The 22134-nt window shown below is 29.3% G+C and carries 16 protein-coding genes; 14 read left to right on the top strand and 2 right to left on the bottom strand.

Annotated elements, in window-relative coordinates; genetic code table 11:
- From ACWOBP_RS01820 to ACWOBP_RS01785, 8 genes are all read left to right on the top strand, one after another.
- On the top strand, positions 1–1645 hold a 1645-nt coding region (locus ACWOBP_RS01820), incomplete at its 5' end, for an LPXTG cell wall anchor domain-containing protein (RefSeq protein ID WP_455337204.1).
- Between the two features lie 461 nt (positions 1646–2106).
- Positions 2107–3393 carry an adenylosuccinate synthase gene (locus tag ACWOBP_RS01815; RefSeq protein ID WP_294681666.1) on the top strand — a complete coding sequence of 429 codons (1287 nt, stop codon included), beginning with the start codon at positions 2107–2109 and terminating at the stop codon, positions 3391–3393.
- A gap of 300 nt (positions 3394–3693) precedes the next feature.
- On the top strand, positions 3694–4620 hold the full coding sequence (locus ACWOBP_RS01810) for a hypothetical protein (RefSeq protein WP_455337203.1): 927 nt from the start codon (positions 3694–3696) through the stop codon (positions 4618–4620).
- A gap of 270 nt (positions 4621–4890) precedes the next feature.
- Positions 4891–7689 carry an SEC10/PgrA surface exclusion domain-containing protein gene (locus ACWOBP_RS01805; RefSeq protein ID WP_455337202.1) on the top strand — a complete coding sequence of 933 codons (2799 nt, stop codon included), beginning with the start codon at positions 4891–4893 and terminating at the stop codon, positions 7687–7689.
- 1012 nt (positions 7690–8701) lie between these two features.
- The gene (locus ACWOBP_RS01800; protein ID WP_455337201.1) at positions 8702–9631 is read left to right on the top strand and encodes a helix-turn-helix domain-containing protein; all 930 of its coding nucleotides are present in this window, start codon (positions 8702–8704) and stop codon (positions 9629–9631) included.
- 405 nt (positions 9632–10036) lie between these two features.
- Positions 10037–11422, top strand: coding sequence for an ABC transporter permease (locus ACWOBP_RS01795; RefSeq protein ID WP_455337200.1), 1386 nt, complete (start codon positions 10037–10039; stop codon positions 11420–11422).
- A 15-nt stretch (positions 11423–11437) separates the two neighbouring features.
- A complete protein-coding gene (locus ACWOBP_RS01790; RefSeq protein ID WP_455337199.1) occupies positions 11438–12697 on the top strand; it encodes an ABC transporter permease in 1260 nt (419 codons plus the stop codon).
- A 13-nt stretch (positions 12698–12710) separates the two neighbouring features.
- On the top strand, positions 12711–13343 hold the full coding sequence (locus tag ACWOBP_RS01785) for an ABC transporter ATP-binding protein (RefSeq protein ID WP_455337198.1): 633 nt from the start codon (positions 12711–12713) through the stop codon (positions 13341–13343).
- A 75-nt stretch (positions 13344–13418) separates the two neighbouring features.
- Here the strand turns inward: ACWOBP_RS01785 and ACWOBP_RS01780 are convergent, their stop codons facing one another.
- Positions 13419–13877 carry a nucleoside 2-deoxyribosyltransferase gene (locus tag ACWOBP_RS01780; RefSeq protein WP_294683566.1) on the bottom strand — a complete coding sequence of 153 codons (459 nt, stop codon included), beginning with the start codon at positions 13875–13877 and terminating at the stop codon, positions 13419–13421.
- Positions 13878–14179: 302 nt separating this feature from the next.
- Entirely contained in the window at positions 14180–14986 is an 807-nt protein-coding gene (locus ACWOBP_RS01775; RefSeq protein WP_455337197.1) for a type II toxin-antitoxin system PemK/MazF family toxin, read from the bottom strand.
- A 346-nt stretch (positions 14987–15332) separates the two neighbouring features.
- Here ACWOBP_RS01775 and ACWOBP_RS01770 point away from each other — a divergent pair, with 346 nt between their 5' ends.
- The 6 genes from ACWOBP_RS01770 to thiI all read left to right on the top strand — a co-directional run bounded on the left by ACWOBP_RS01770 (position 15333) and on the right by thiI (position 22119).
- Positions 15333–17441: a DNA topoisomerase III gene (locus ACWOBP_RS01770; protein ID WP_455337196.1), complete on the top strand. Its 2109-nt coding sequence runs from the start codon at positions 15333–15335 to the stop codon at positions 17439–17441.
- Positions 17442–17766: 325 nt separating this feature from the next.
- Positions 17767–18444, top strand: coding sequence for a (d)CMP kinase (gene cmk, locus ACWOBP_RS01765; protein WP_455337195.1), 678 nt, complete (start codon positions 17767–17769; stop codon positions 18442–18444).
- Between the two features lie 9 nt (positions 18445–18453).
- Positions 18454–19041 carry a lysophospholipid acyltransferase family protein gene (locus tag ACWOBP_RS01760; protein WP_455337194.1) on the top strand — a complete coding sequence of 196 codons (588 nt, stop codon included), beginning with the start codon at positions 18454–18456 and terminating at the stop codon, positions 19039–19041.
- Between the two features lies 1 nt (position 19042).
- Positions 19043–19474 carry a hypothetical protein gene (locus ACWOBP_RS01755; protein ID WP_455337193.1) on the top strand — a complete coding sequence of 144 codons (432 nt, stop codon included), beginning with the start codon at positions 19043–19045 and terminating at the stop codon, positions 19472–19474.
- Between the two features lie 253 nt (positions 19475–19727).
- On the top strand, positions 19728–20879 hold the full coding sequence (locus tag ACWOBP_RS01750) for a cysteine desulfurase family protein (protein WP_455337192.1): 1152 nt from the start codon (positions 19728–19730) through the stop codon (positions 20877–20879).
- A complete protein-coding gene (gene thiI / locus ACWOBP_RS01745) occupies positions 20869–22119 on the top strand; it encodes a tRNA uracil 4-sulfurtransferase ThiI (protein WP_455337191.1) in 1251 nt (416 codons plus the stop codon). Before ACWOBP_RS01750 ends, thiI begins: the two co-directional genes overlap by 11 nt.
- The last annotated feature ends 15 nt before the right edge of the window (positions 22120–22134 follow it).

The following is a 22134-nucleotide window of genomic DNA, read 5'->3' as shown; positions in this document are numbered from 1 at the left end:
ACTAAGTTCGGTAAGATACGAAAAAGATAGTACGAGAGAAAAAGGACAAAACAATATTACTATTCCTGGAGAAAAAGGAACAAGAAAAGTAACGACAACATACGAAGTAAATCCGAAAACAGGAGAAATAACAGAACGAGTAGGAACTCCAGAAGTAACAGACGCAACAGAGACAGTAGTAAAAGTTGCCGCGAAGGATAAAGTAGAAGTTACAGAATTACTAAGTTCGGTAAGATACGAAAAAGATAGTACGAGAGAAAAAGGACAAAACAATATTACTATTCCTGGAGAAAAAGGAACAAGAAAAGTAACGACAACATACGAAGTAAATCCGAAAACAGGAGAAGTAACAGAACGAGTAGGAACTCCAGAAGTAACAGACGCAACAGAGACAGTAGTAAAAGTTGCCGCGAAAGATAAAGTAGAAGTAGTTCAACGAGAAGATGGGAAAAAGGTAAAAGTTACAACTGTATATATAGTTGATGAAAAAACAGGCAATATAACACAAACAAAAAGAGAAGAAGAGATTTCTCATGATGTTGTAACATCTAAATCTGATGAAAAAGTACCAACAGTAGAACTTGAAGCATTTGAAGGTGGAGTGAACCCATCAGAATCAGTAGTGACAGAAGAACTTAAAGCATTCGAAGGTGGAGTGAACCCATCAGAATCAGTAGTGACAGAAGAGCCTAAAGCATTCGAAGGTGGGGTAAATCCATCAGAATCAGTAGTAACAGAAGAACTTAAACCATTCGCAGGCGGAGTAAACGCAGAAATATCAGTAGTTAAAGAAGAATTACCTGAACTAAAAGTAGCACTTTTAAAAGATGAAGAAGATAATGTTTTAGAAGTTTTAGCAATTTCTGAAAAGCCAAAAGAACTAAAAGGCTATAAATACACAGGAAAAGAAAAAGTAGACGGTGAAGGTAATAAAATCTATATTTACGAAAAAGATAAATCGAAAGTAGTAACATCTAAATCTGATGAAAAAGTGCCGACAGTAGAACTTAAAGCATTCGAAGGTGGAGTGAATCCATCAGAATCAGTAGTGACAGAAGAATTGAAACCATTCGCAGGTGGAGTGAATCCATCAGAATCGATAGTGACAGAAGAATTGAAACCATTCGCAGGTGGAGTAAATCCATCAGAATCAGTAGTGACAGAAGAATTGAAACCATTCGAAGGCGGAGTGAACCCATCAGAATCAGTAGTAACAGAAGAACTTAAAGCATTTGTAGGTGGGGTAAACGCAGAAACAGCAACAGTCAAAGAACAATTACCTGAACTAAAAGTAGCCCTTTTAAAAGATGAAGAAGGTAATATTTTAGATGTTTTAGCAATTTCTGAAAAGCTAAAAGAATTAAAAGGCTATAAATATACAGGAAAAGAAGAAGTAGATGGCGAAGGTAATAAAATCTATATTTATCAAAAAGTTGAATTAGAGAATCATGATAACGAAAAACAAGAAACTGTTGATGTTAATCAATCTCAAAATACTGAAAGTCAAAATGAGACTGCTGAATCTAAGAAAGCACAAGTCAAAAAACTACCTAATACAGGAGAAACACCTGTAGAAAGTGGAATATTAGGTGTAATGTTACTTGCCGCAACAACGATGTTATCTAAACGAAAACTAAAAAAATAATATAATAACATAAAGAGGTTGATCCAAAAAACCTAAATTTTAACAAAGTGTATATGAAAACTCATAGACGCAGTGGTTTATTGATATCTAAAATCGCTTTAGAAAAGCTTTTTAGATATCTAATAAACTATGCAGGAGTGACTCGACAAAATCGATTTCTACGAAATCACGATTTTTGAGTCACTCCCTTTTTTATAAATTTTGGTTGTATCCTAAATTTAGTGTAAAAACAGTTCTGAGATTTTTGTTATACATTAAATTCTAAATTCACTTTGAAGTTTTTTAAAAAAGAAAGTTTGTTGATGATTGTTTTTAATGAAAACGCATAAAAATGTATAAACTGTGAAAAAAGACTATATTGTCCGATTATTTTTAGTATTTTATAAAAAATAGTTGTAAACGTCTGTATTTGTGATATAATTATTAATGGAAAAAATAATTGCTTTCAGGAGGCGTAATTTATGTCAATAATCGTAGTAGTAGGTTCACAATGGGGAGATGAAGGTAAAGGTAAAATTACCGACTTTTTAGCAGAACGTGCTGATGTAATTGCTCGTTATCAAGGGGGTAACAACGCAGGACATACTATTAAGTTTGATGGAAAAACTTACAAACTTCAATTAATCCCATCTGGTATTTTTAATGAAGAGAAACTTTCAATTATCGGTAATGGTCTTGTAGTAGATCCTAAATGGATTTGCAGTGAGATCGATAGACTTAAAGAAAGTGGAGTTACTTGTAATGGATTAAGAATCTCTAATAGAGCACACGTAGTATTACCATACCACTTGAAACTTGATGAGGTCGAAGAAGCTCGTCGTGGGGAAAACAAAATTGGTACTACTAAAAAAGGTATCGGACCATGTTATGTAGATAAATACAAACGTTGTGGTATCCGTATCGCTGACTTATTAGATGCTGATCTATTCAAGAAAAAACTAGAACAAAATCTGAAAGAAAAAAATGAATTATTCGAAAAAATCTATGAAACTGAAGGATTCACAGTAGAAGAAATCTTCAATGAATATTTCGAATATGGAAAACAATTAGCTCAATATGTTACAGACACTTCTAAAGTATTAGAAGATGCACAAAATGAAAATAAAAATATCTTATTCGAAGGTGCACAAGGTGTAATGCTTGATATCGATCATGGTACATACCCATACGTTACATCATCTAACCCATCTGCAGGAGGAATCACAGTAGGTAATGGATTCGTACCAACAAATGGACTTAAAGTATTAGGTATTTCAAAAGCTTATACTTCACGAGTAGGTGATGGACCATTTCCAACTGAATTATTCGATGAAATCGGAGATACAATTCGTGAAGTTGGTCATGAGTACGGAACAGTTACTAAACGTCCACGTCGTATTGGTTGGTTCGATACTGTAGTAATGCGTCACTCAGCTCGTGTATCTGGAATGACGAATCTGTCAGTAAACTGTCTAGACGTTCTTACAGGACTTAAAGAAATTAAAATCTGTACAGCATACGACTATAAAGGTGAAATCTTAACTGAATATCCAGCTAATGAAAATATCATTAAAGATTGTAAGCCGATTTATGAAACATTACCAGGTTTTGATGAAGATATTACAGGTGTAACATCATTAGATGAGCTTCCTGATAACGCAAGAAAATATTTAGAAAAAATCGAAGAATTAGTAGGGGTTAAAATCTCTGTATTCTCTACAGGACCAGACAGAACTCAAACGCACCTATTAGAAGATTTATGGAATTAAAATAAAATGAAATAATAAGTAGACTTCGAGGTTAATATACTATGCCTCGAAGTTTATTTTTGTAAGAATTAGATTGTGAACACAAAAAATAACGTGACAAAAATGTCGTATTCAGCTATTAATTGTATAGATATAGAGAAAATATATTAGAATATGACGTATTTGTCACGTAATTAAAATAAGAGTTAATTTAATGGTAAAATATAATAGAAAAGGCTATGTTAATAGTGAATTATACGTTTATTTACACAAGAAAATAGTGATAAATTATTCTTAATAATAAAGTTTAGGAGATAAGGAATGGACAAGAAGAATTTACATGGAAGTATTTTTAAAAAAATAAGAGAAGAAAGAGAATATAAATTAAAAGATGTGGCAGGTGATGTTGTTTCTACAAGAACATTAATGCGTTTTGAGGCGGATGAAACAAGCATACCAATTGCTACATTTGAAAAGTTATTAGAGAATTTAAATATCAATTATTTAGATTATCTAACGGTTTACTATGATAATACTGACACCGCAACCACAAAATTCGCTAATAAATTTCAGAAACTTCTGCAATCAGGTTCTTCATCAAAGTTAGTAAATGAATGTAAAAAAGAGCTGAAGAAAGAAGATATCGAATTTAGTAAGAGATTAGCTATATTGATTCATTTAAATAATATTCTTTGGAAAGAGGATAAAGAATTATTTGAAGAAAATAGAAAATTAATAAGGAATAGAATTGAATCATTGAATAAATTGGGATTTGATGAAATTTATGGACTATTCCTTTTAATATATTCGGCATCAAAGGATGATTATTCAGTAGAATATATTGAAAGGATTATTGAAGATTGCTTTAAAAATATCCCAGTAAGAAATTATTTGAATAAATACATGAGTGCTGTATATTGTGATTTATTAAAAGTAGCGCTATCGTTCTTAGTAAGAGCTGGTTATTATGAATTAGCCGAGAAGAGATGCAAAGAGACCCTTAAACTATTTAATGAAAATCCACTATTAATGAATAGAGCTGCATTTTCTAAGGAAATTGTTGCAATAATGGCTTCGCTATATTTATTACAAAACAAGGAAGAAGGTGTCATATTAGCGAATAAAATTCTGAAATATGAAGATATTGTTGCTGAGATTACTGGTGATCCTTATTACAGACAGGTAAGAGATGTAACTTATGAAGCTTATTGTAAAGCCAATAAGACAGGTATAGATATCGAATTTTAATCATATTATGTATTTATAAATAGTTTGAAGAAGTTAGTTCACTAGTTAGTGAATTAGTTTCTTTTTTTATGCGTTTAAGAGTGTTAATATAACTTATAATGAAAAATTTAGAAGACAGTTTTGTCATATTACGGGAGAAAATGAGCGAAAAAGAGGAGTATTTATGTAGTAATGTGACGATTTCTTCCTGATTTATGTAAACATCAACAATCCATGTTAAAATTATTTTTATAAAATAATTGTTTATATATTTGATGGAGGAAATGAATTATGATGAAAAGAAAACAAAGGTTTTCCCTTAGGAAAAATAAAATAGGAGCTATGTCAGTTCTTTTAGGAATTAGTTTTGTTGGAGCCGGAGTTGGTGGTGGAGATGTTAAAGCTGATGAAGTTAAAGCTGAAAATACGCCAAAGTTAATTGAAAAAGTGGTTGTAGGTAAGACTACTGAGCAAGATGTTGCAAATGTAAAAGAGAAAGTTACTAAATCTACAGTAGCAAAATCTCAAAAAGAAAATGAAGTGAATTCAAAAACAGCAGAATTGAATAAAGTAAATAAAGAAGTTAACAGAATTTCAGAAGATGTTGAAAAAGGTAAATCTGCAACAAAAGAAAACGTAGAAAAAGCAGAAAAAACAGAAACAGATAAAGCTAAAGAATTAGATGTAGCTAAATCAGAATTAGAAAAAACTAAAGCTGAAAAAGCAGAAAAAACATCAGAATTAGAAAAAGCTAAAACTTCGGTAAATGATAAAGCAAAAGACTTAAAATCTAAACAAGAAAAAGCAAAAGAAATCAAAGCTGAAATCGATGGGACTGAAAATGTAACTAAGAAATTAGAATCAGAAAAAGCTAAAAATGAAGATATCAAAAAAGACTTAGAAAAAGAAAAAGCTAACAAACTTATAGCTGAAAAAGAATTAGAAAAAGCTAAAGCGCATGATGAAAAATTAGCTGAAGATACTAAGAAAGCTGAAAAAAACCTTAAAGCTAAAAATGAAGAATTAAAAGCTAAAACTTCTGAATTAGAAGACGCAAAGAAAACTGAATTAGCTAAGAAATCAGAGTACGATTCTGTTGTAATGCCTTATGGTAGAAATGTAAAATACAAAATTGCATTAGACCAAAGATTCGTAGACAAATTCCAAGAATATATGGACAATTTCCTAAAAGGTGAAGATAGAGGTATGACTATCAAAGAAATTTATGCAAAAGCCAGGGAAATACGAGCTGAATTAATCCAATTAGAAAGAGAAATTGGACATAAATGGGTATACAATAACTACAGCCATGAAGATGACTACGAAATCGATTTAAGAAATATGTCAGAAGAAGAAAGACTAAAAATGTCTCAATATGGTATGCATTTATTAAACCAAATTCGTAAACAATTCGGACTAGAACCATTAAAAGTAAATAAAAACTCAATGCAAATTGCTAAAGAAATTTCTGAGACTATGATTAGAGATAATCACGCTGATTTGCATGCTGGTCACCATGTAAAAGGTATCTCAGAAGTTGCAGCAAAAAACGGACTAGTTCGTGGCGGAAACTACTATGAAAATTTATATAACGGACATGCATCAACACACAAACCTTACATAATGTCAAGAAATGAACTATATGAACATGCATATAATTCTGTAAAAGGATTCTTTTATGAAGGTATAATCACAAGAAATTATGGTCACGCTGAATCATTATATAAAGCTATAGACCCAATGGGATTAAGTGTTGCTTATTTTGAAAATGCTGGTGAATTTGAAAACACAAATAGATTACCAAAAGAATTGATTGAAAAATATAAACAATATGTAGAATTTGATGAATTCGGTAATATGACAGGTTTAAAACCAATGCCAATGGATATTTTCAAAGAGTTCCAAACCGCTAAAGATAAATTACCTAAAGATGGTATTATTAAAATATCATATGTCCACGTCAAAGAAAGTCTAGTAAGACCAGGTGAAATAACAAATAACGGACTAACACTAACATACGATGATGAAAGCGATGAGGCAGAAGAAAAAGCTAAAGAAAACTACAAAGCTAAATATTCAAATGAATCAAAAGATACTGTAGAATTACCTGAAGTACCAGATCTTCAAAGCTTCAAGAAAGCGTATGAAGATGCTGTAAAAGTACGTGAAAGTAAAGAACAACCAGTAATAGACGCAAAAGCTAATGTTAATAGTGCAACTAAAGCATTAGATGAACTTAAAGTTACAGAAAAACAAACAGCAAAAGCAACCGCTAAAGTACAAGAAGTTGACGCTAAAATCAATAACTTAACTACTAAAGCAGACGAACAACAAAAAGTTGTAGACCAGCTTGAGTTAGACAATGTTAAATACATCGAAAAAATGACAAAATTAGCTGCTGATTTAGATGCTGCTCAAAAAGACGTAGACGAAAGTGCTAAACTATTAGAACAAGCTAAAACATTACAAAAAGACATTGAAAGTGAAATCGTAAAAGTAGATAACCGTATTGCAGACTTAACAGCTAAAGTAGAAGCTGCAACAAAAGAACTAGACGATGCAAAAGCTAATGTAAGACAATTACGAATCGCTAGATTCCAATTAGAACAAAACAAAGAAAAATTAGCTAAAGAGGTAGCAGTTAAAGCAGAATTAGAAAAAGAATTAAGTACACTAAACTCTGAATTAGTTGCAATTCAAAACCAATTAACTCAAGACACTAAAGAACTAGAAAAAGTTCAAAGACAATACAATCTAGACAACTTCACATGGGCAGTATTAGCCGACAACAACACTAATGAGCCTGTTGAATTTGATTTAGATAAGTATCTAAAAGATGAAGAAGAGAAAAAGAAACAATCTGAAAGAAAAGCAGAAGAACCAGGTGATAAAACTCCAAGAGAAAAAGCTGAAGGAGAAAAAGCTCCAGGTTCACGAAATAACAAATCTGAATTACAACGTCCAAGTGTTAATTCAAATGGATTAAATACTCTACCTAATACAGGTGAAAGTCAAACAGGTATGGCTACTTTAGCAGGATTAGTAGGACTAGCTGTAGCAGCGAGATTACGTCAAAGAAAAGAAAAATAATTTAATATATTTTAAAAGTCTAAGTTATAATATTTTTAGCTTAGGCTTTTAAATATCTTAAAATTGCTAAATGATAATAATTTAGATTGATAATGCGCTTTGGTTAGATTATTATATTAATACAAATTTCAATTTTAAGTGTTAATTTATTTTATACTTATGGACGTTAAAATAAAACAGAAAATCTACATTTTATAAAATTTAATGTGTTAATATTAATATTTGAATATTAATATATTATTATCGATAATGTTTAAACAAGCTTTATTTTATAGGTTTTGTATAATTAAATAAATAGAATTGTAATAAAACTTAGTGTTAATATTTAACATGTGTCACCGTTGACACTTTTTGAGTGTAAAACATCGAAAAGTGAATAGAAAGTGACAATTACATCATATTTTATTAATATATAGGAATCTAGTGATATAATAATAATTGTCTATAGGAGGTCCGTACTTATTATTTACTATAAAGAAAGAAAATTCATTATGTTGACAGTTTTGGTTGTTTTTTTTCGTTAACATAATATTTCTAGGGATAAGGTAATTATAAAGAATTTTTATAGAAAAGAAAATGAAGTTTATAAAAATTTTGTTAGATATTATTATAAATTTGATTGGAAAAGTTGTTCAATGGAATTTAAACTTAACAAAATTGGAGAAAATGTATTATGTACATAAACTAATTAAGTTGAAGAGAAAAGTTTTAAAATTGAAGTTTATAAACTAGAATATACTGTCGGAAAATATTATAGGCATATAGGAAGAGTAACTTTATTTGTTGTGTTGTCGGTTACTCTTTTTTATTTTGCCTCTTTTTTATTGCACGGAGAAAAAATAATATGAATTCTAGGTAGAAGAATATCGCTTGATATACATCTGAATTTTGGAATAAATATAATGTATTAGAAAAATTAATAACATTAAAAAATTTAATTATTATTTCAACATTAGTCACATAATTTGTGCTATAATAGTGTAAAGAAACTAATTTAGGAGGCGATGCTCAAATGAATGATAATAATATTCATGGGAAGATCTTCAAAAAGATTAGGGAAGAACGTGGGATTAAATTGAAAGATGCAGCAGGGACAGCTATTTCTGCTAGAACACTTATAAGATTTGAAGCTGATGAGACGAGTGTAACATTAGAGGTTTTTGAGCAATTATTAAGAAATATCGGTATATGTTATCAAGATTATTTTTCTGAGTATTTACCGTTTGTGGAAGTAGATAAATCTGGCTTTCTAAAAGAGGCGAATGCATTGGTAGAATCAGGAAATTATTCTGCTATAAAAACTCTAGCAATAAAGGTTCTTGAGAAAGAAAATCTCTCAATGGCAACACGTTTATATATAGAACAATATTTAGGAATGTTACAAGAACAAATGATTCCAAAAATTATATTAGAGAATAGAGAGTATGTTTTAGAATATTTAAAAAAGATGGATAAACATACAAAAAATGAAATGTTAACATTAACGTTGATGCTTAGAGTACTTACTGAGGAACAACTGCCAGTTGAATTTGTTCGTAGACTTATTGATGAAAACCTAGAACCGATAGGTGTTGGGGATATGTTTTCTATTGATAGAGGAGAAAGATCTATCCTCACTTTACATGGTGCTATTGCCTGTTTATCTAGAAGGGGATATGCAGAAGAAGCAGAGGAAAAATGCTTAAAAGCTATCGAATTGTTAAAGACTAATTACAGTAAATTGACACATTTTAATTTTCATATAAATTCATTTTATTTTATTTTAGTGCAGATACAATTAAGATTAAATAAACCGGAAGGTGTTGAGTTAGCTAATAAATGTATTTGTCTGCTTGATACTCAGATTAATTTATATAATATGAAATCAGATATACTGGCTAGAGATAAATTAGTTAAAAGTTTTTATGAACGTAATAAAACAGGAATTGACTTTGAGTTTTAATAAATATTTATTTTAATATTAAATGTAATAAAGAAATTTAAATTATGAGTATGTTTTGGATTTTTTATAATTGGCTTTGGCTAACATAGTAAGCAAAGGCGTCGAAATAAAATAATCATTTGCTATGCGGATGAAGATTAAGAATTAAACAACTAAAAATCATCCTTTCTTTATAAAATACGAGTAGTTCATGCTCTATGCTAAAGAAGGGGTGATTTTAATTATGTCAAAATAATAGTTTATTGCATGTATAATAGTGGAGGATAAGGATTTTTGTTTGAAACGTTTTACATTTTATTTAAATAATATAAATTATATTTTAAGTAAAAACTGTATCATATAATTATAGAATGATAATAGTTATTAATACTATTTACATAAAAATAAATAAAAGAGGTGTAAATAATGTCGATTCTTAAAAAGGCATGGTTATATATAACCAGAAAAAGTTTTAAATCATTTGTTATATTTTTGATATTAGCTACTATGTCATCATTAATTTTAAGTACTATATCAATTAAAAAATCAACTGATGCTTTATCAAAAGAGACTTTTCAAAATATAACGAGTAGTTTTTCTATGGAGATAAATAGAAAGACTAATCAAGGGACTGCCAGAGGAGCTGGTAACTTAATAGGAGAGGATATTGAGAAGATTAAGGAGCTTCCGGGAGTAAAGAAATATGTTAAACGAATGAATGTGAGTGCGGATTTAATAGATTTAGAGCCTTTAAAACTTGCGAATCATCAACAAGAAGAGAAAAACAACAAACAAAGACAACTTTTCTCTAAAACTGTTATTGTTACTGGAACAAATGACTCGTCGTTAGATGATAGATTCTCTGCAGAAACATTAAAATTAATAGAAGGGCGACATCTAACTGATAATGATAAAAATTCGGCTCTAATTCATGAAGGTTTTGCTAAGAAGAATAAAATTAAAGTTGGAGATAAGATTAAATTAAAAGGTAATCCAAATGATGCAGATAATGAGAAAAAATCTGATAAAGAGGTTGAAGTTACTGTAGTTGGTATTTTTGGAGGTCAGAATAAAGGTGTTACATCTAGTCATATGGAACTCTACGATAATATTTTTATAGCTGATACTCAAACAACAAAAACTTTATATAATTATGAAGATGGGAAAGAAATATATCAAGATGCAACATTTTTAGTTGATGGAAAAGATAAAGTTGATAATATTATAAATGATGCTAAAAAACTTCCTATTAACTGGAAACAATATATGTTAGTTAAAAGTAATCAAAACTTCCCAGCTCTTCAACAATCATTAGATACAATTTATAGTCTAACTAATGGTGTATTTATCAGTACGATAGTCTTTAGCATAGTAATATTATCATTGATATTATTCTTATGGATAAACAGTAGAAGAAAAGAAATCGGTGTAAGTTTAGCGATTGGTATGACTAAAGCTAGTATTATTGGGCAATTTATTCTTGAAGTTCTATTAATTAGTATTCCGAGTTTTATAGCTTCATATTTCGTAGGGAGTGCAATTAGTCAAAATATCGGAAATCAGATACTCCAACAATCTATTAAATCCGTAAGTAAAACTATCTCGAACCAAGCTAATGGAGTTAATCTAGGGGCAAATGCTGAAGTAGAGGGTGCAAATAAAATTATTACTGCCTTGGATGTAAGTGTTAGTGTGGACAATATGCTGACAGTAGTACTTGTTGGTATTGCGATAATTGTTATTGCTGTAGGAATTGCTTCTAGTAGATTAGCATATAGAAAACCTAAAGATTTATTATCTGATATTAATTAATGTAAGGAGAAATAGATGAGTATTTTTAATAGGGCATATCTTTATATTATTAGAAAAAAAGTAAGAAGCAGTATTTTATTTTTGATAGTTACACTGATATCATTTTTCTTATTAAGTGGTAGTGTCTTGAATACAACTGTAAATAATATTTCTAAAAATTTATATAAAGATGTTAATTTTGGATTTAATATTGAAAGTGCAGATAAGTCCAATAAAGAAATAGAAAAGGATACTTTGAAAAAAATTGAAGAATTAAAAGGAATAACTACGAAAAATTATATATTTTCTAAATCGGTTACTGTTGAAGGGGAAAAGGTAGTTCAGGAAAATCAAAATATTACTTTAAATGATGAAATGAAAAATAAAAGTAATTTAGTGATGATGAATGGTATTACCGCTTCTAAAAGTAATATTGATTTTAAGAGTGAAGTTTTAAAATTGGAAAAGGGAAGACATATTGAAGAAAATGATAAGAATAAAATTATGATTCATGAAAAATTTGCTGAATTAAATAATATTAATTTAGGTGATAAAATTAAATTATCACAAGAAGGTAAAATTTTAGAATTGGAAGTTGTTGGAATCTATTCTGGTGAAAAAACTAATACTTTTAATGGTTTAAGTTCGGATTTTATTGAAAATACAGTTTATACTGATTATAAATCAAGTCAAGAGTTATTAGCTTTAACATCTAATAATAAAGTAACGTCAGTAGAGTATGGAGTAGAAGATCCAACTAAGTTAGATGATGTAATTAAAACTGTTGAGAATTTAGGAATAAATAATTTAATGGTCTCTAAATCGAATAAGAATTATGAGCTTATTACATCATCAGTAGAGAGTATAACTAAAATAACTAATATGATAAGAATAGGTAGTGTTGTAGTTGGAGTAGTAATACTATCATTAATATTAATGTTCTGGGTTCGTGAAAGAACATACGAAATTGGGATTTTACTGTCATTAGGAACGAGTAAAGTAAACCTAGTGTTACAATTTATAGTTGAGGTATTATTGATAACATTATTTGGTTTGATAACTGCACTTGGTATAGAGATGACGACTATTAAGTATTTAGCTAATAATGTTGGAAGTATATTTTCTGAAGAGTTACCAAAAACAATAGCTGATGAATTAATGAAGATGTCTGTGAGTGGAATAGATATTATTAGTTTAGTGATAGTAATGGTAGCTATAGTAATCATTTCGGTAGTTGTAGCATTATTGCCAATCTTAAAAATGAAACCGAAGAAGATTTTAACGAATATTAATTAGTGAGGAATAAGAAATGTCGATTTTTAAATTGAAAAATGTAAGTTATTTATATGATAACAGTAAGTCAAAGGTTTTAAGTGGAATTACTTATAATTTTGAAGTAGGGAAGTTTTATGCGATAATAGGTAAATCTGGAGCAGGTAAGTCAACTTTACTATCGTTATTAGCAGGATTAGATAGTCCTTCAAGTGGAGAGATATTATTTAATGATATTAATATCGAAAAAATAGGATATAGTGAACATAGACGTAAAGATATCTCTCTAGTTTTTCAAAATTATAACTTAATTGATTATCTGACTCCACTAGAGAATTTAAAACTAGTTTCAAAAAATGTAAGTAAGGAAATTCTTTTAAAACTGGGATTAGAAGAAGAGCATGTTAATCGAAACGTTATGAAACTTTCTGGAGGGCAACAACAACGTGTAGCTATAGCAAGAGCGTTAGTATCTGAAGCGCCTATAATATTAGCTGATGAACCAACAGGGAACTTAGATGAAAGTACTGCAGAAGAGATAATCGAAATCTTGAAAAAGGTAGCTGTAGAAAACAATAAATGTGTTATTGTAGTTACTCACAGTAATCAATTAGCGAGTGCTGCTGATGTAGTATTAGAGTTAAAAGATAAAAAATTAAAAATTAAATAAGTAAAAGCGAGATTGGCTTTAGAAATTGATTGTTCAAAATCAAAATTCTTAAGTTAATCTCGCTTATTTTATTAATTATAAGTGTTTTTTTAAGCAAAATAGTTTATCAAGTTCGTTTAATGCTTCTTCAAAGCTATAAACAAGAGTTCCGTGTTTTAAAATACCACCTAGTACGTAGTGATTCATTGCATAACTTGGAATATCGTATTTATTTGCAGATTTTAATCGAATATCAGAGTTTATAGCGATAATCTTTTTCTTTAATGCAATAGCAATCCCTAACTCAACCATAACACCACTATCTTCATTTGTAACATCAGCTAAGAAGATGTCACAGTTTTTAACAGCTTCAGTATCACCATTAAAAATATCTTGGGGTGTAGGTAATGTTTGTTTATCTTCATTGAAAGGCTGTTCTATCGGATTAAAAACAGATAATCTTTCTCCAAATTTTTCTTTTAATAATTTTCCTTCCTTTAAACGTTGAGCTATTTCAGCTTCGTTAAATAATGCACCAGCTAAATAAAGTTTCATAGAATAGTCCTCCTTTGTCTTTAATAAAATTATAATATATAAGGGGATAATTTTACAACTAAAGTAAAAAGAAATTGATAGTGATTATATGTTCTACTAGTTAATACTGGGAAAAATTTTTATTACAATGCTAGGAAGAAAACTAATTGATTCGATTTGTCAGTTTATAAAGAAAAGAGTATCCCTTAATGAGATACTCTTAATATGATATTGATGCTGATATTTCACAGCTAATAATGATATTGATGTGGATGTTTCACCACTAATTTATATTAATAGTATCTCATTTTTTTATTTATATGTCAAATATTAAAGTAAATTTTTCTAATTCTATTTTCTATAAGGGACATTGATTCCTCGGAAATCGTAATATTACCCGCACTTTCATACTCAGAAATTGGTGTTAGCTTTCTCTTGTCTATTGTTTGTATCATATTTACACAGGCATAGCTATCTTTATTTTTGTATTTTTTATATTTTTCGATTCCTTTGAAGTGTCTTTCCTTAGATTCTAAAAAACTTTCTGTATTAATATCTAGTTTATATAACGCTTTATTGATTAATTCTTCTGAATAAGAATTTATGCTCTTTTGGACATCTTCTGTTACAACACCATTATTTTCAATCAACAATTTTTTTATGTATTCATTAAATTCATTAGAATAATATTCTCTTTTGTTATCTAGTTCAGAGGGGGATTCTTTAGATGTTATATCCCATTTAGAGATTAATTCATCTATTTTATTAAGATGATATTTTGAATTTTTAAAATATATATTGTCGTAGGGTGTTAGAGCTTGATAATATTTATTATTTTTTGAAGATAGAGGAATAACTGTAAGTGTACTCTTTGTTACTTTATCATATTTATCTAGCACAATTGCAAAATGATTTCCGCTTAATTCAGAACCTATATTAATACCAAACTTAACATATACAATAGTACCTCTTTTAAATTTTGGAAAGAATTTTGTGTTCTTACCCAGAGCTTCATTGTGAAATTGTTTTGCTTTAAATAGAATGGACTGTGGGAGATATTTAAACTTATACAGATTATATTCCATAATATTCAGAAATATTCTTTGAGCTTCTTTAAATATTGTTTTCATAAATTTTCCTTTCTGATGTTATCATTTTAAATTATTGATTTCGCTTTAATTAAAAATTATAAATCGCATAAAATTTACTTGGGTAATAGATGAAATAAGCGTAGTTCTTAGTCAATACTAGAATACCTTAATTTAAATATAAGTTCAAGGTGAAAGATGAAAAGATTGGAATATTTGTATTGAAAAATAAAATAATAATCGAATATATAAAAGGGATGTTTATGTATAAAATAAATTAAGTAAGAAAATAAAATGAAACTTAAATTTGATTAAGTACTAGTTATTATATACTATTTCTATTATAATAATTAATGAAGTAAAGAATATATATGTGAGGAATTTATTGATGAAAAGTGTAGTACTTTGTGAAAAACCTTCGGTTGCTCGTGACATTGCGAGGAATCTTGGAGCGAAAAATAATAAAAATGGTTGTCTTGAAGGGGATAAGTATGTAGTTACTTGGGCGTTAGGTCATTTAATCACCCTTCAAACGCCTGATAAATATAAGGAATTTAATAATGTAAGTTTAGAGAATTTACCGATGATTCCAAAGTTTATGAAAACAGAAATAATTAAGAAAACTTTTAAACAGTATAAAGTCGTAGAAAATGCTTTGAATAGGAAAGATGTTAACGAAGTTATCATTGCGACTGATGCAGGTCGTGAAGGGGAGCTTGTTGCTCGTTATATTATCGATAAGGCTAAATGCAATAAAAATGTAAAAAGACTTTGGATTTCTTCTGTAACAGATAAGGCGATTAAAGATGGATTTAGAAACCTAAAAGACGGGAAAGAATACCTAGGATTATATTATTCAGGTATAGCTCGTGCTAATGCAGACTGGTTAGTTGGAATAAATGCATCTAGAGCATTAACGTTAAAATATAATGCATCACTTAACTGTGGTCGTGTTCAAACTCCAACATTGCAGATGGTTTTCGAGAGAGAAGAAAAGATTAAACAATTCAAACCAAAAGACTATTATACTTTTGAAGCACAAATTGATGGTGTTAAGTTTAGCTGTGGTAATAGTGAATTTAATCTGGAAAAAGCAGAACAATTCATTAAAAAGAATATTAATAAAGAAATTAAATTTAATGATGTTCAGAAAAAATCTAAAACATCATCAGCAAAACCTTTATACAATTTAACGGATATTCAACAAACAGCTAGTGCGTTATTTGGTATGTCACCGAAACAAACATTAAACATTGTTCAAAGTCTATATGAAAGACATAAGGTATTGACTTACCCAAGAACGGATAGTAGATATTTAACTAGTGATATGAAAAACACTTTAAAAGATCGTATTCAAGCAATTGGAGGAGATTTTAAAGAAACTACCGCAAAATTACTTAAAGTAAAAGACTATAATACTAAGAAGATTATTAACAATGCAAAGGTAAGCGATCACCATGCTATTATCCCAACTGAGCAAAGACCTAACTATATGTCGATGTCAGATATGGAGACTAAAATATATAATTTGGTAGCTAAGAGATTTTTAGAGAATTTATTACCGGAGTATAAATACGAAGAGACTACGTATTCGTTTAATATTGAAAATAAAGTATTTTCTGCCAAAGGATTAAAAGTAATTCAAGAGGGGTATAAAGAATTAAGTAGAGAAGAATTGCAAAATAAAACTATTAATCTTCAAAATGGTAGTCATAAATTGGAATCATTAGTTTATAATAAAAAGCAAACTACCCCACCTAGTTATTATACAGAAGGTACTCTAATTTATGCTATGGAGAATCCATTTGAGTTTGTTGATGATGAGAATGAGAGAAAAATTCTTAAAGAGACTAATGGTATTGGTACTGTAGCTACACGAGCAGATATATTAGAAAAATTATTTACGAATGATTATTTAGTTCTAGATAATGGTCGAATTAAAACTACTAATAAGGCGAAGCAACTTCTAAACTTAGTACCTAAAAATCTTAAGAGTCCATCTCTGACTGCAGTCTGGGAGAAACAATTAGATAATATTGCTAAGAACAAACTTTCAAAAGATAAGTTTTTAAATGATGTTAAAGACTATACGAAATCATGTATTGCAGAAATTAAAGATAGTGAAGATAGATTTAAACACGATAACATAAGTGGTAAGAAATGTGAAGAGTGCGGTAGTTTTATGCTTGAAGTAGATAAAAAAGGTACTAAGATGCTGAAATGTTCTAGTCCGACTTGTCGTAATCGTAAGGTCATTAGTAGATTAACAAATCTGCGCTGTGATAATTGCCATAAAAAAATGACATTATTCGGTAATGGTGAAAATGCTACTTATCGTTGTCAATGTGGTAATTCATTAAAACAAAAAGAAGTTGATAAACGAATTAAATCTAGTAAAAAAGACAAGGCGAGTCGTGTAGATATGAAAAAATACATGAAGCAGGAAAAATTAGAAAATAATGCATTGTCAGCTTTAGCTGGGTTGAAATTGAAATAAGGTGCTGATCCAATAGACCTAAACTTAAACAAAGTGTATATGATAACTCATAGACGCAGTGGTTTATTGATATCTAAATTCGCTTTATAAAAGCTTTTTAGATATCTAATAAACTGTGCGGGGGTGACTCTACAAAATCTTGTTTCTCCGAAATCACGATTTTTGAGTCACTCCCAATGTAAAATTATTTGTAGTGTAATATATTTTTTAATTAATTTTATTTAATAATTATAGCTGATAAATTAACTTTTTTCACTTTAATCTAGTGTTTAAAACAACTCTATGCTATAATATATATTGAAAAAATTTGTCTGAGAGGTAAATGATGAAATATGTATCAGTGGCCGTAGATGGGCCAGCAGGATCAGGAAAAAGTACAATAACAAAAATGGTAGCAAAATCATTAGGATTTAACTATGTTGATACTGGTGCAATGTATAGAGCTTTAACGTATAATTTCTTATCTAATGGATTAGATGAATTAGAAGAAGAAAAAATTAAAGAATTATTAAGTAAAACTGAATTCAGAGTTGAGTATGTTGACGGAATCCAATACGTTTATGTTAATGATGTGGAAGTGAGTGATAAAATTCGAACTGCAGAAGTATCAAAATACACTTCGTTATTCGCTAAATCTCCAGCCATAAGAGATTTCTTAATTGATACTCAAAGAAATCTAGCTAATACTAATAATATTATTATGGACGGTAGAGATATTGCGTCTGTAGTACTTCCTAACGCTGATGTTAAAATTTTCTTAACTGCGTCAGTTGAAGAAAGAGCTAGAAGAAGAGTATTAGATTTCGAACGTCAAGGTATTGCAAATGTAGACTTTGAAAAAGTAAAAGAAGATATTAAAGCACGCGATTGGCAAGATGAGAATAGAGATATCGCGCCACTTGTTAAGGTAGATTCTGCAACATTATTAGATACGACGAGCATGACTATTGATGAAGTTGTTGGAAAAATGACTGAATTAGTTAAAAGTATAGAAAAATACTAGGAGAGTACTATGTATAATTTTATTAGAAAGTTATTGGCACTATATTACAAAACTTTTTACAAGGTTACTATTGTAAATAAGGAAAAAATTGAGAATGCTAAAGGGGTTGTAATTTCAGGTAATCATCTGAGTAATCATGATCCGTTATTATTTCCTGCATTTTTCGATAAGAAAATTCGTTTTATAGCAAAAGAAGAATTATTTAAAATAATTTTTGTGAAGCAGGCTTTAGAAGCTACAGGAGCAATTCCGATTAAGCGAGGAACGTTTGATAGAGTAGCAATTAATAATAGTATTAAATTGCTTAGAGAAGGTGAAGTCGTGGGGATTTTCCCTGAAGGGACTCGTTCACACTCTAAAGATTTAAATTTAGGTGAATCTCATAATGGTGCATCATTTATTGCGACACGAGCAAAAACTAAAATTATTCCATTTGCAATTATACCTAATAAAAATTTCAGAATTTTTTCTAGTATTAAGATTGTAATTGGCGATGAAATTGATGCAGCGGAATTAAAAGAAGAAGGTAAGAGTCACGATGAAATTACTGCAATTTTAATGGAGAAAATTTCTGAATTGATTGCGAAGGAGAAGTAAAGTGTACGAGAAAACAATAAAATTCAAATTAGAAAAAAAATTCTTCAATCAGGCAGGATTCTTAGATAATAAGTATGTTTATGATTGGATGAACTTGGCTAAAAAATATTATTTAAATGGATTAGGGATTGATATTGATTCATTAATAAACTACAATCTATATTATGCTGATATTGATGTTAAGTATTCAATTAGATCTAATATAAGATTTAATAGCCAAGATATCTTTATTAAAACATGGATTGATAAACATAGTGGTATTAAAACAATATTTTCATATGAATTCTATGTTGATGGAGAAGTTGTAATTTTTGCAACAAGTTCTCATAATATTCTTGGAACTGATAGTGACCGTGCAATAAGGATTGATCGTAATTTACCAAAATGGGATCAAATTCTTAAAGATGTAGTAGGTAATGAGTATAAAGAATAAAATTTTTAAAAATTAATGAGCGGTTAGTAGCTATCTAATATAAGGCAGTTACTAATTGTTCTTTTTTAATTATTTTCTGAGTTATAGCATAGGTGTATAGATTTTTAGATAGTATCAATGATGGAATTTGTTTATTTACAATAGCCACTTTAATTGATAAAATATCTATTTTGTTATATACTTTAAGGTGGTTTAAAATGTAATTATTTTAGAATTAGATATATTGAAAAATAAAAAAAGAAAGGTAGATAGTATGATATATTTAGATAATTGTGCTACAACTAAACCGTATAAAGAAGTACTGGATACATTTGTTGAAGTTAACAATTCTTATTTTGGTAACGCTGCTAGTATTAATAAATTCGGAAAAACAACTAACAAACTTCTTTCAGCTGCCAGAGGACAAGTAGCATCTATCTTACAAGTAGCTGAAGATAGTATATTTTTTACTTCTTGTGCCACTGAAAGTAATAATATAGCTTTACTTGGAAGTGTTGAGCATAAGAAGGATTTTGGGAATAGAATTATTGTTTCAAAAATTGAACACCCATCTGTTTTAGAATCTTTTAGAGAACTGGAAAGAAGAGGATTTATACTAGACTATTTAAATGTTGATGAAGATGGAGTAATCGACTTAAATCATTTAAAAACTTTGCTAACAAAAGAGACAATTTTATTAAGTGTAATGCAGGTTAATAATGTTTTTGGAGCAATTCAACCGATTGAAGAAATTTCAGAAATATTAAAAGATTATCCTAAGGTACATTTCCATGTCGATGGGGTACAGGGGGTATTAAAAGATAAAATAGATTTATCGAAAGTTGATAGTTATGCTATTTCTGCGCATAAGTTTCATGGTATAAAAGGTGTTGGTGTTCTATATTTAAAATCTAGAAGAACAGTTCACAATATTACTTTTGGTGGTGGTCAGGAAGATGGATTGCGTAGTGGAACGGTTAATGTTGCTGCTGCAGCGAGTCTTGCGAAAGCTCTAAGATTATCACAAGAAAAAGTGGATGCTGTAAAAGTAAAGCATAAAGAATTTAAGACTATGATTGTTGATGGATTTTCAGGATACAATCATATTGTAATCAATTCTCCATTAAATGAAAAGTATACTGATTCAATTATAAATATAAGTTTACCTAAAATCAAAGGAGAAGCGATTGTTAATGCCCTTAATGAAAGGGGAATAATGGTCTCAACAACAAGTGCGTGTTCATCTAAAACTTTCCATCTTAATGAGGCTCTATTCGCAAGAGGATTATCAAGAGAGAATATTGAGGGAAGTATTCGAGTGAGTTTTTCAAATGAAACTACTAAAAAGGAAGTAGAAACATTTATCGAAGTGTTTATTGATGAATATAATAAAAAATTTAAAGAGGTAATTGAAAGTGGAATTTAGTCATATTATAGTGAGATATGGAGAACTTACTCTGAAGTCTGGTAACAGAAATGAGTTCTTAAAAAAATTAACCAAAAATATACGTTATAATCTTCAAGGATTAACAGGTTTTCATGTTCAAACAAAAAGAGATAGAATGTATATACATCTAGACCATAATGAAGATGTACAGGAGATTATGGAAAGATTAAAGAAAGTTCCAGGGATTCACAACTTTTCTCCGGTATTAAGAGCGGGATTAGATGTTGAAGAAGCTAAAAAAGTTATTGATAGACTTCTAGAAACTAAGTTAGATAAAGAATATAAATTTAAAATCCAAACAAAACGACCAAATAAAAACTTCCCACATAATACAAACGAATTAAACAATGTATTTGGAAGTCATGTTCTAATTAATTATAAGAATTTAAAAGTAAATGTTAAACAACCGGATTTTGTAATTAATGTTGAAGTGCGAAGTGAAGGAATCTTTATCTTTACCGACTTTATTAAAGGGGTAGGTGGATTCCCGGTAAATACATCTTCTAAAGCATTGTTATTATTATCTGGAGGAATTGATTCACCAGTAGCTGCTCATACACTACAGGTGAAAGGGGTAGAAGTTGAAATGATTCACTTCCAATCACCACCATTCACTTCAGCAGAAGCTTTACAAAAGATTTTCGATTTAACGATTAAACTTAGTCAAGTTGTAGGTAAAATTAAACTTCATGTTGTAAACTTTACTAAGTTACAAACAGAAATTGTAAAACGTGTACCTTCAAATTATACAATGACTTCAACTAGAAGATTTATGTTGCGTATCGCTGAAGAAGTAGCGAAGAAAGAAGGATGTTTAGCTATTGCTACAGGAGAATCACTTGGTCAAGTGGCATCGCAAACGCTTGAGTCAATGAATTGTATCAATGAGGTAACTAATTTACCAGTATTACGCCCATTATTAACTATGGATAAAGTTGATATAATTAAAATTGCACAAGAAATTGATACTCTAGAAATTTCTAATTTGCCATTTGAAGATTGTTGTACAATCTTCACACCAAAAGCACCAAAAACTAAGCCGAGATTAGAAAAAATCAAAGCTTATGAGGCGCGAGATGACTATTCAGATCTTATTGCTGAAACACTAGCTAGTGTGGAAACATATTTATTTGATAAAAATGGTAGAGTAGTTACGCAAGATATGAGAGAAAAAGAAGTTAAAAAAGAAGAAAAAGAAGATTTTTCTGAATTATTATAAAATAGAAAGTGAGAT

Source organism: Gemella parahaemolysans (genome assembly GCF_053758945.1).
Note: the sequence above shows the minus strand (reverse complement) of the source record. Positions and strands in the feature narration are given on the sequence as shown.

Coding starts and splice junctions, on each gene's coding strand:
- ACWOBP_RS01815 (WP_294681666.1), top strand. CDS start 2,107: ATGTCAATAATCGTAGTAGTAGGTTCACAATGGGGAGATGAAGGTAAA.
- ACWOBP_RS01810 (WP_455337203.1), top strand. CDS start 3,694: ATGGACAAGAAGAATTTACATGGAAGTATTTTTAAAAAAATAAGAGAA.
- ACWOBP_RS01805 (WP_455337202.1), top strand. CDS start 4,891: ATGATGAAAAGAAAACAAAGGTTTTCCCTTAGGAAAAATAAAATAGGA.
- ACWOBP_RS01800 (WP_455337201.1), top strand. CDS start 8,702: ATGAATGATAATAATATTCATGGGAAGATCTTCAAAAAGATTAGGGAA.
- ACWOBP_RS01795 (WP_455337200.1), top strand. CDS start 10,037: ATGTCGATTCTTAAAAAGGCATGGTTATATATAACCAGAAAAAGTTTT.
- ACWOBP_RS01790 (WP_455337199.1), top strand. CDS start 11,438: ATGAGTATTTTTAATAGGGCATATCTTTATATTATTAGAAAAAAAGTA.
- ACWOBP_RS01785 (WP_455337198.1), top strand. CDS start 12,711: ATGTCGATTTTTAAATTGAAAAATGTAAGTTATTTATATGATAACAGT.
- ACWOBP_RS01780 (WP_294683566.1), bottom strand. CDS start 13,877: ATGAAACTTTATTTAGCTGGTGCATTATTTAACGAAGCTGAAATAGCT.
- ACWOBP_RS01775 (WP_455337197.1), bottom strand. CDS start 14,986: ATGAAAACAATATTTAAAGAAGCTCAAAGAATATTTCTGAATATTATG.
- ACWOBP_RS01770 (WP_455337196.1), top strand. CDS start 15,333: ATGAAAAGTGTAGTACTTTGTGAAAAACCTTCGGTTGCTCGTGACATT.
- cmk (WP_455337195.1), top strand. CDS start 17,767: ATGAAATATGTATCAGTGGCCGTAGATGGGCCAGCAGGATCAGGAAAA.
- ACWOBP_RS01760 (WP_455337194.1), top strand. CDS start 18,454: ATGTATAATTTTATTAGAAAGTTATTGGCACTATATTACAAAACTTTT.
- ACWOBP_RS01750 (WP_455337192.1), top strand. CDS start 19,728: ATGATATATTTAGATAATTGTGCTACAACTAAACCGTATAAAGAAGTA.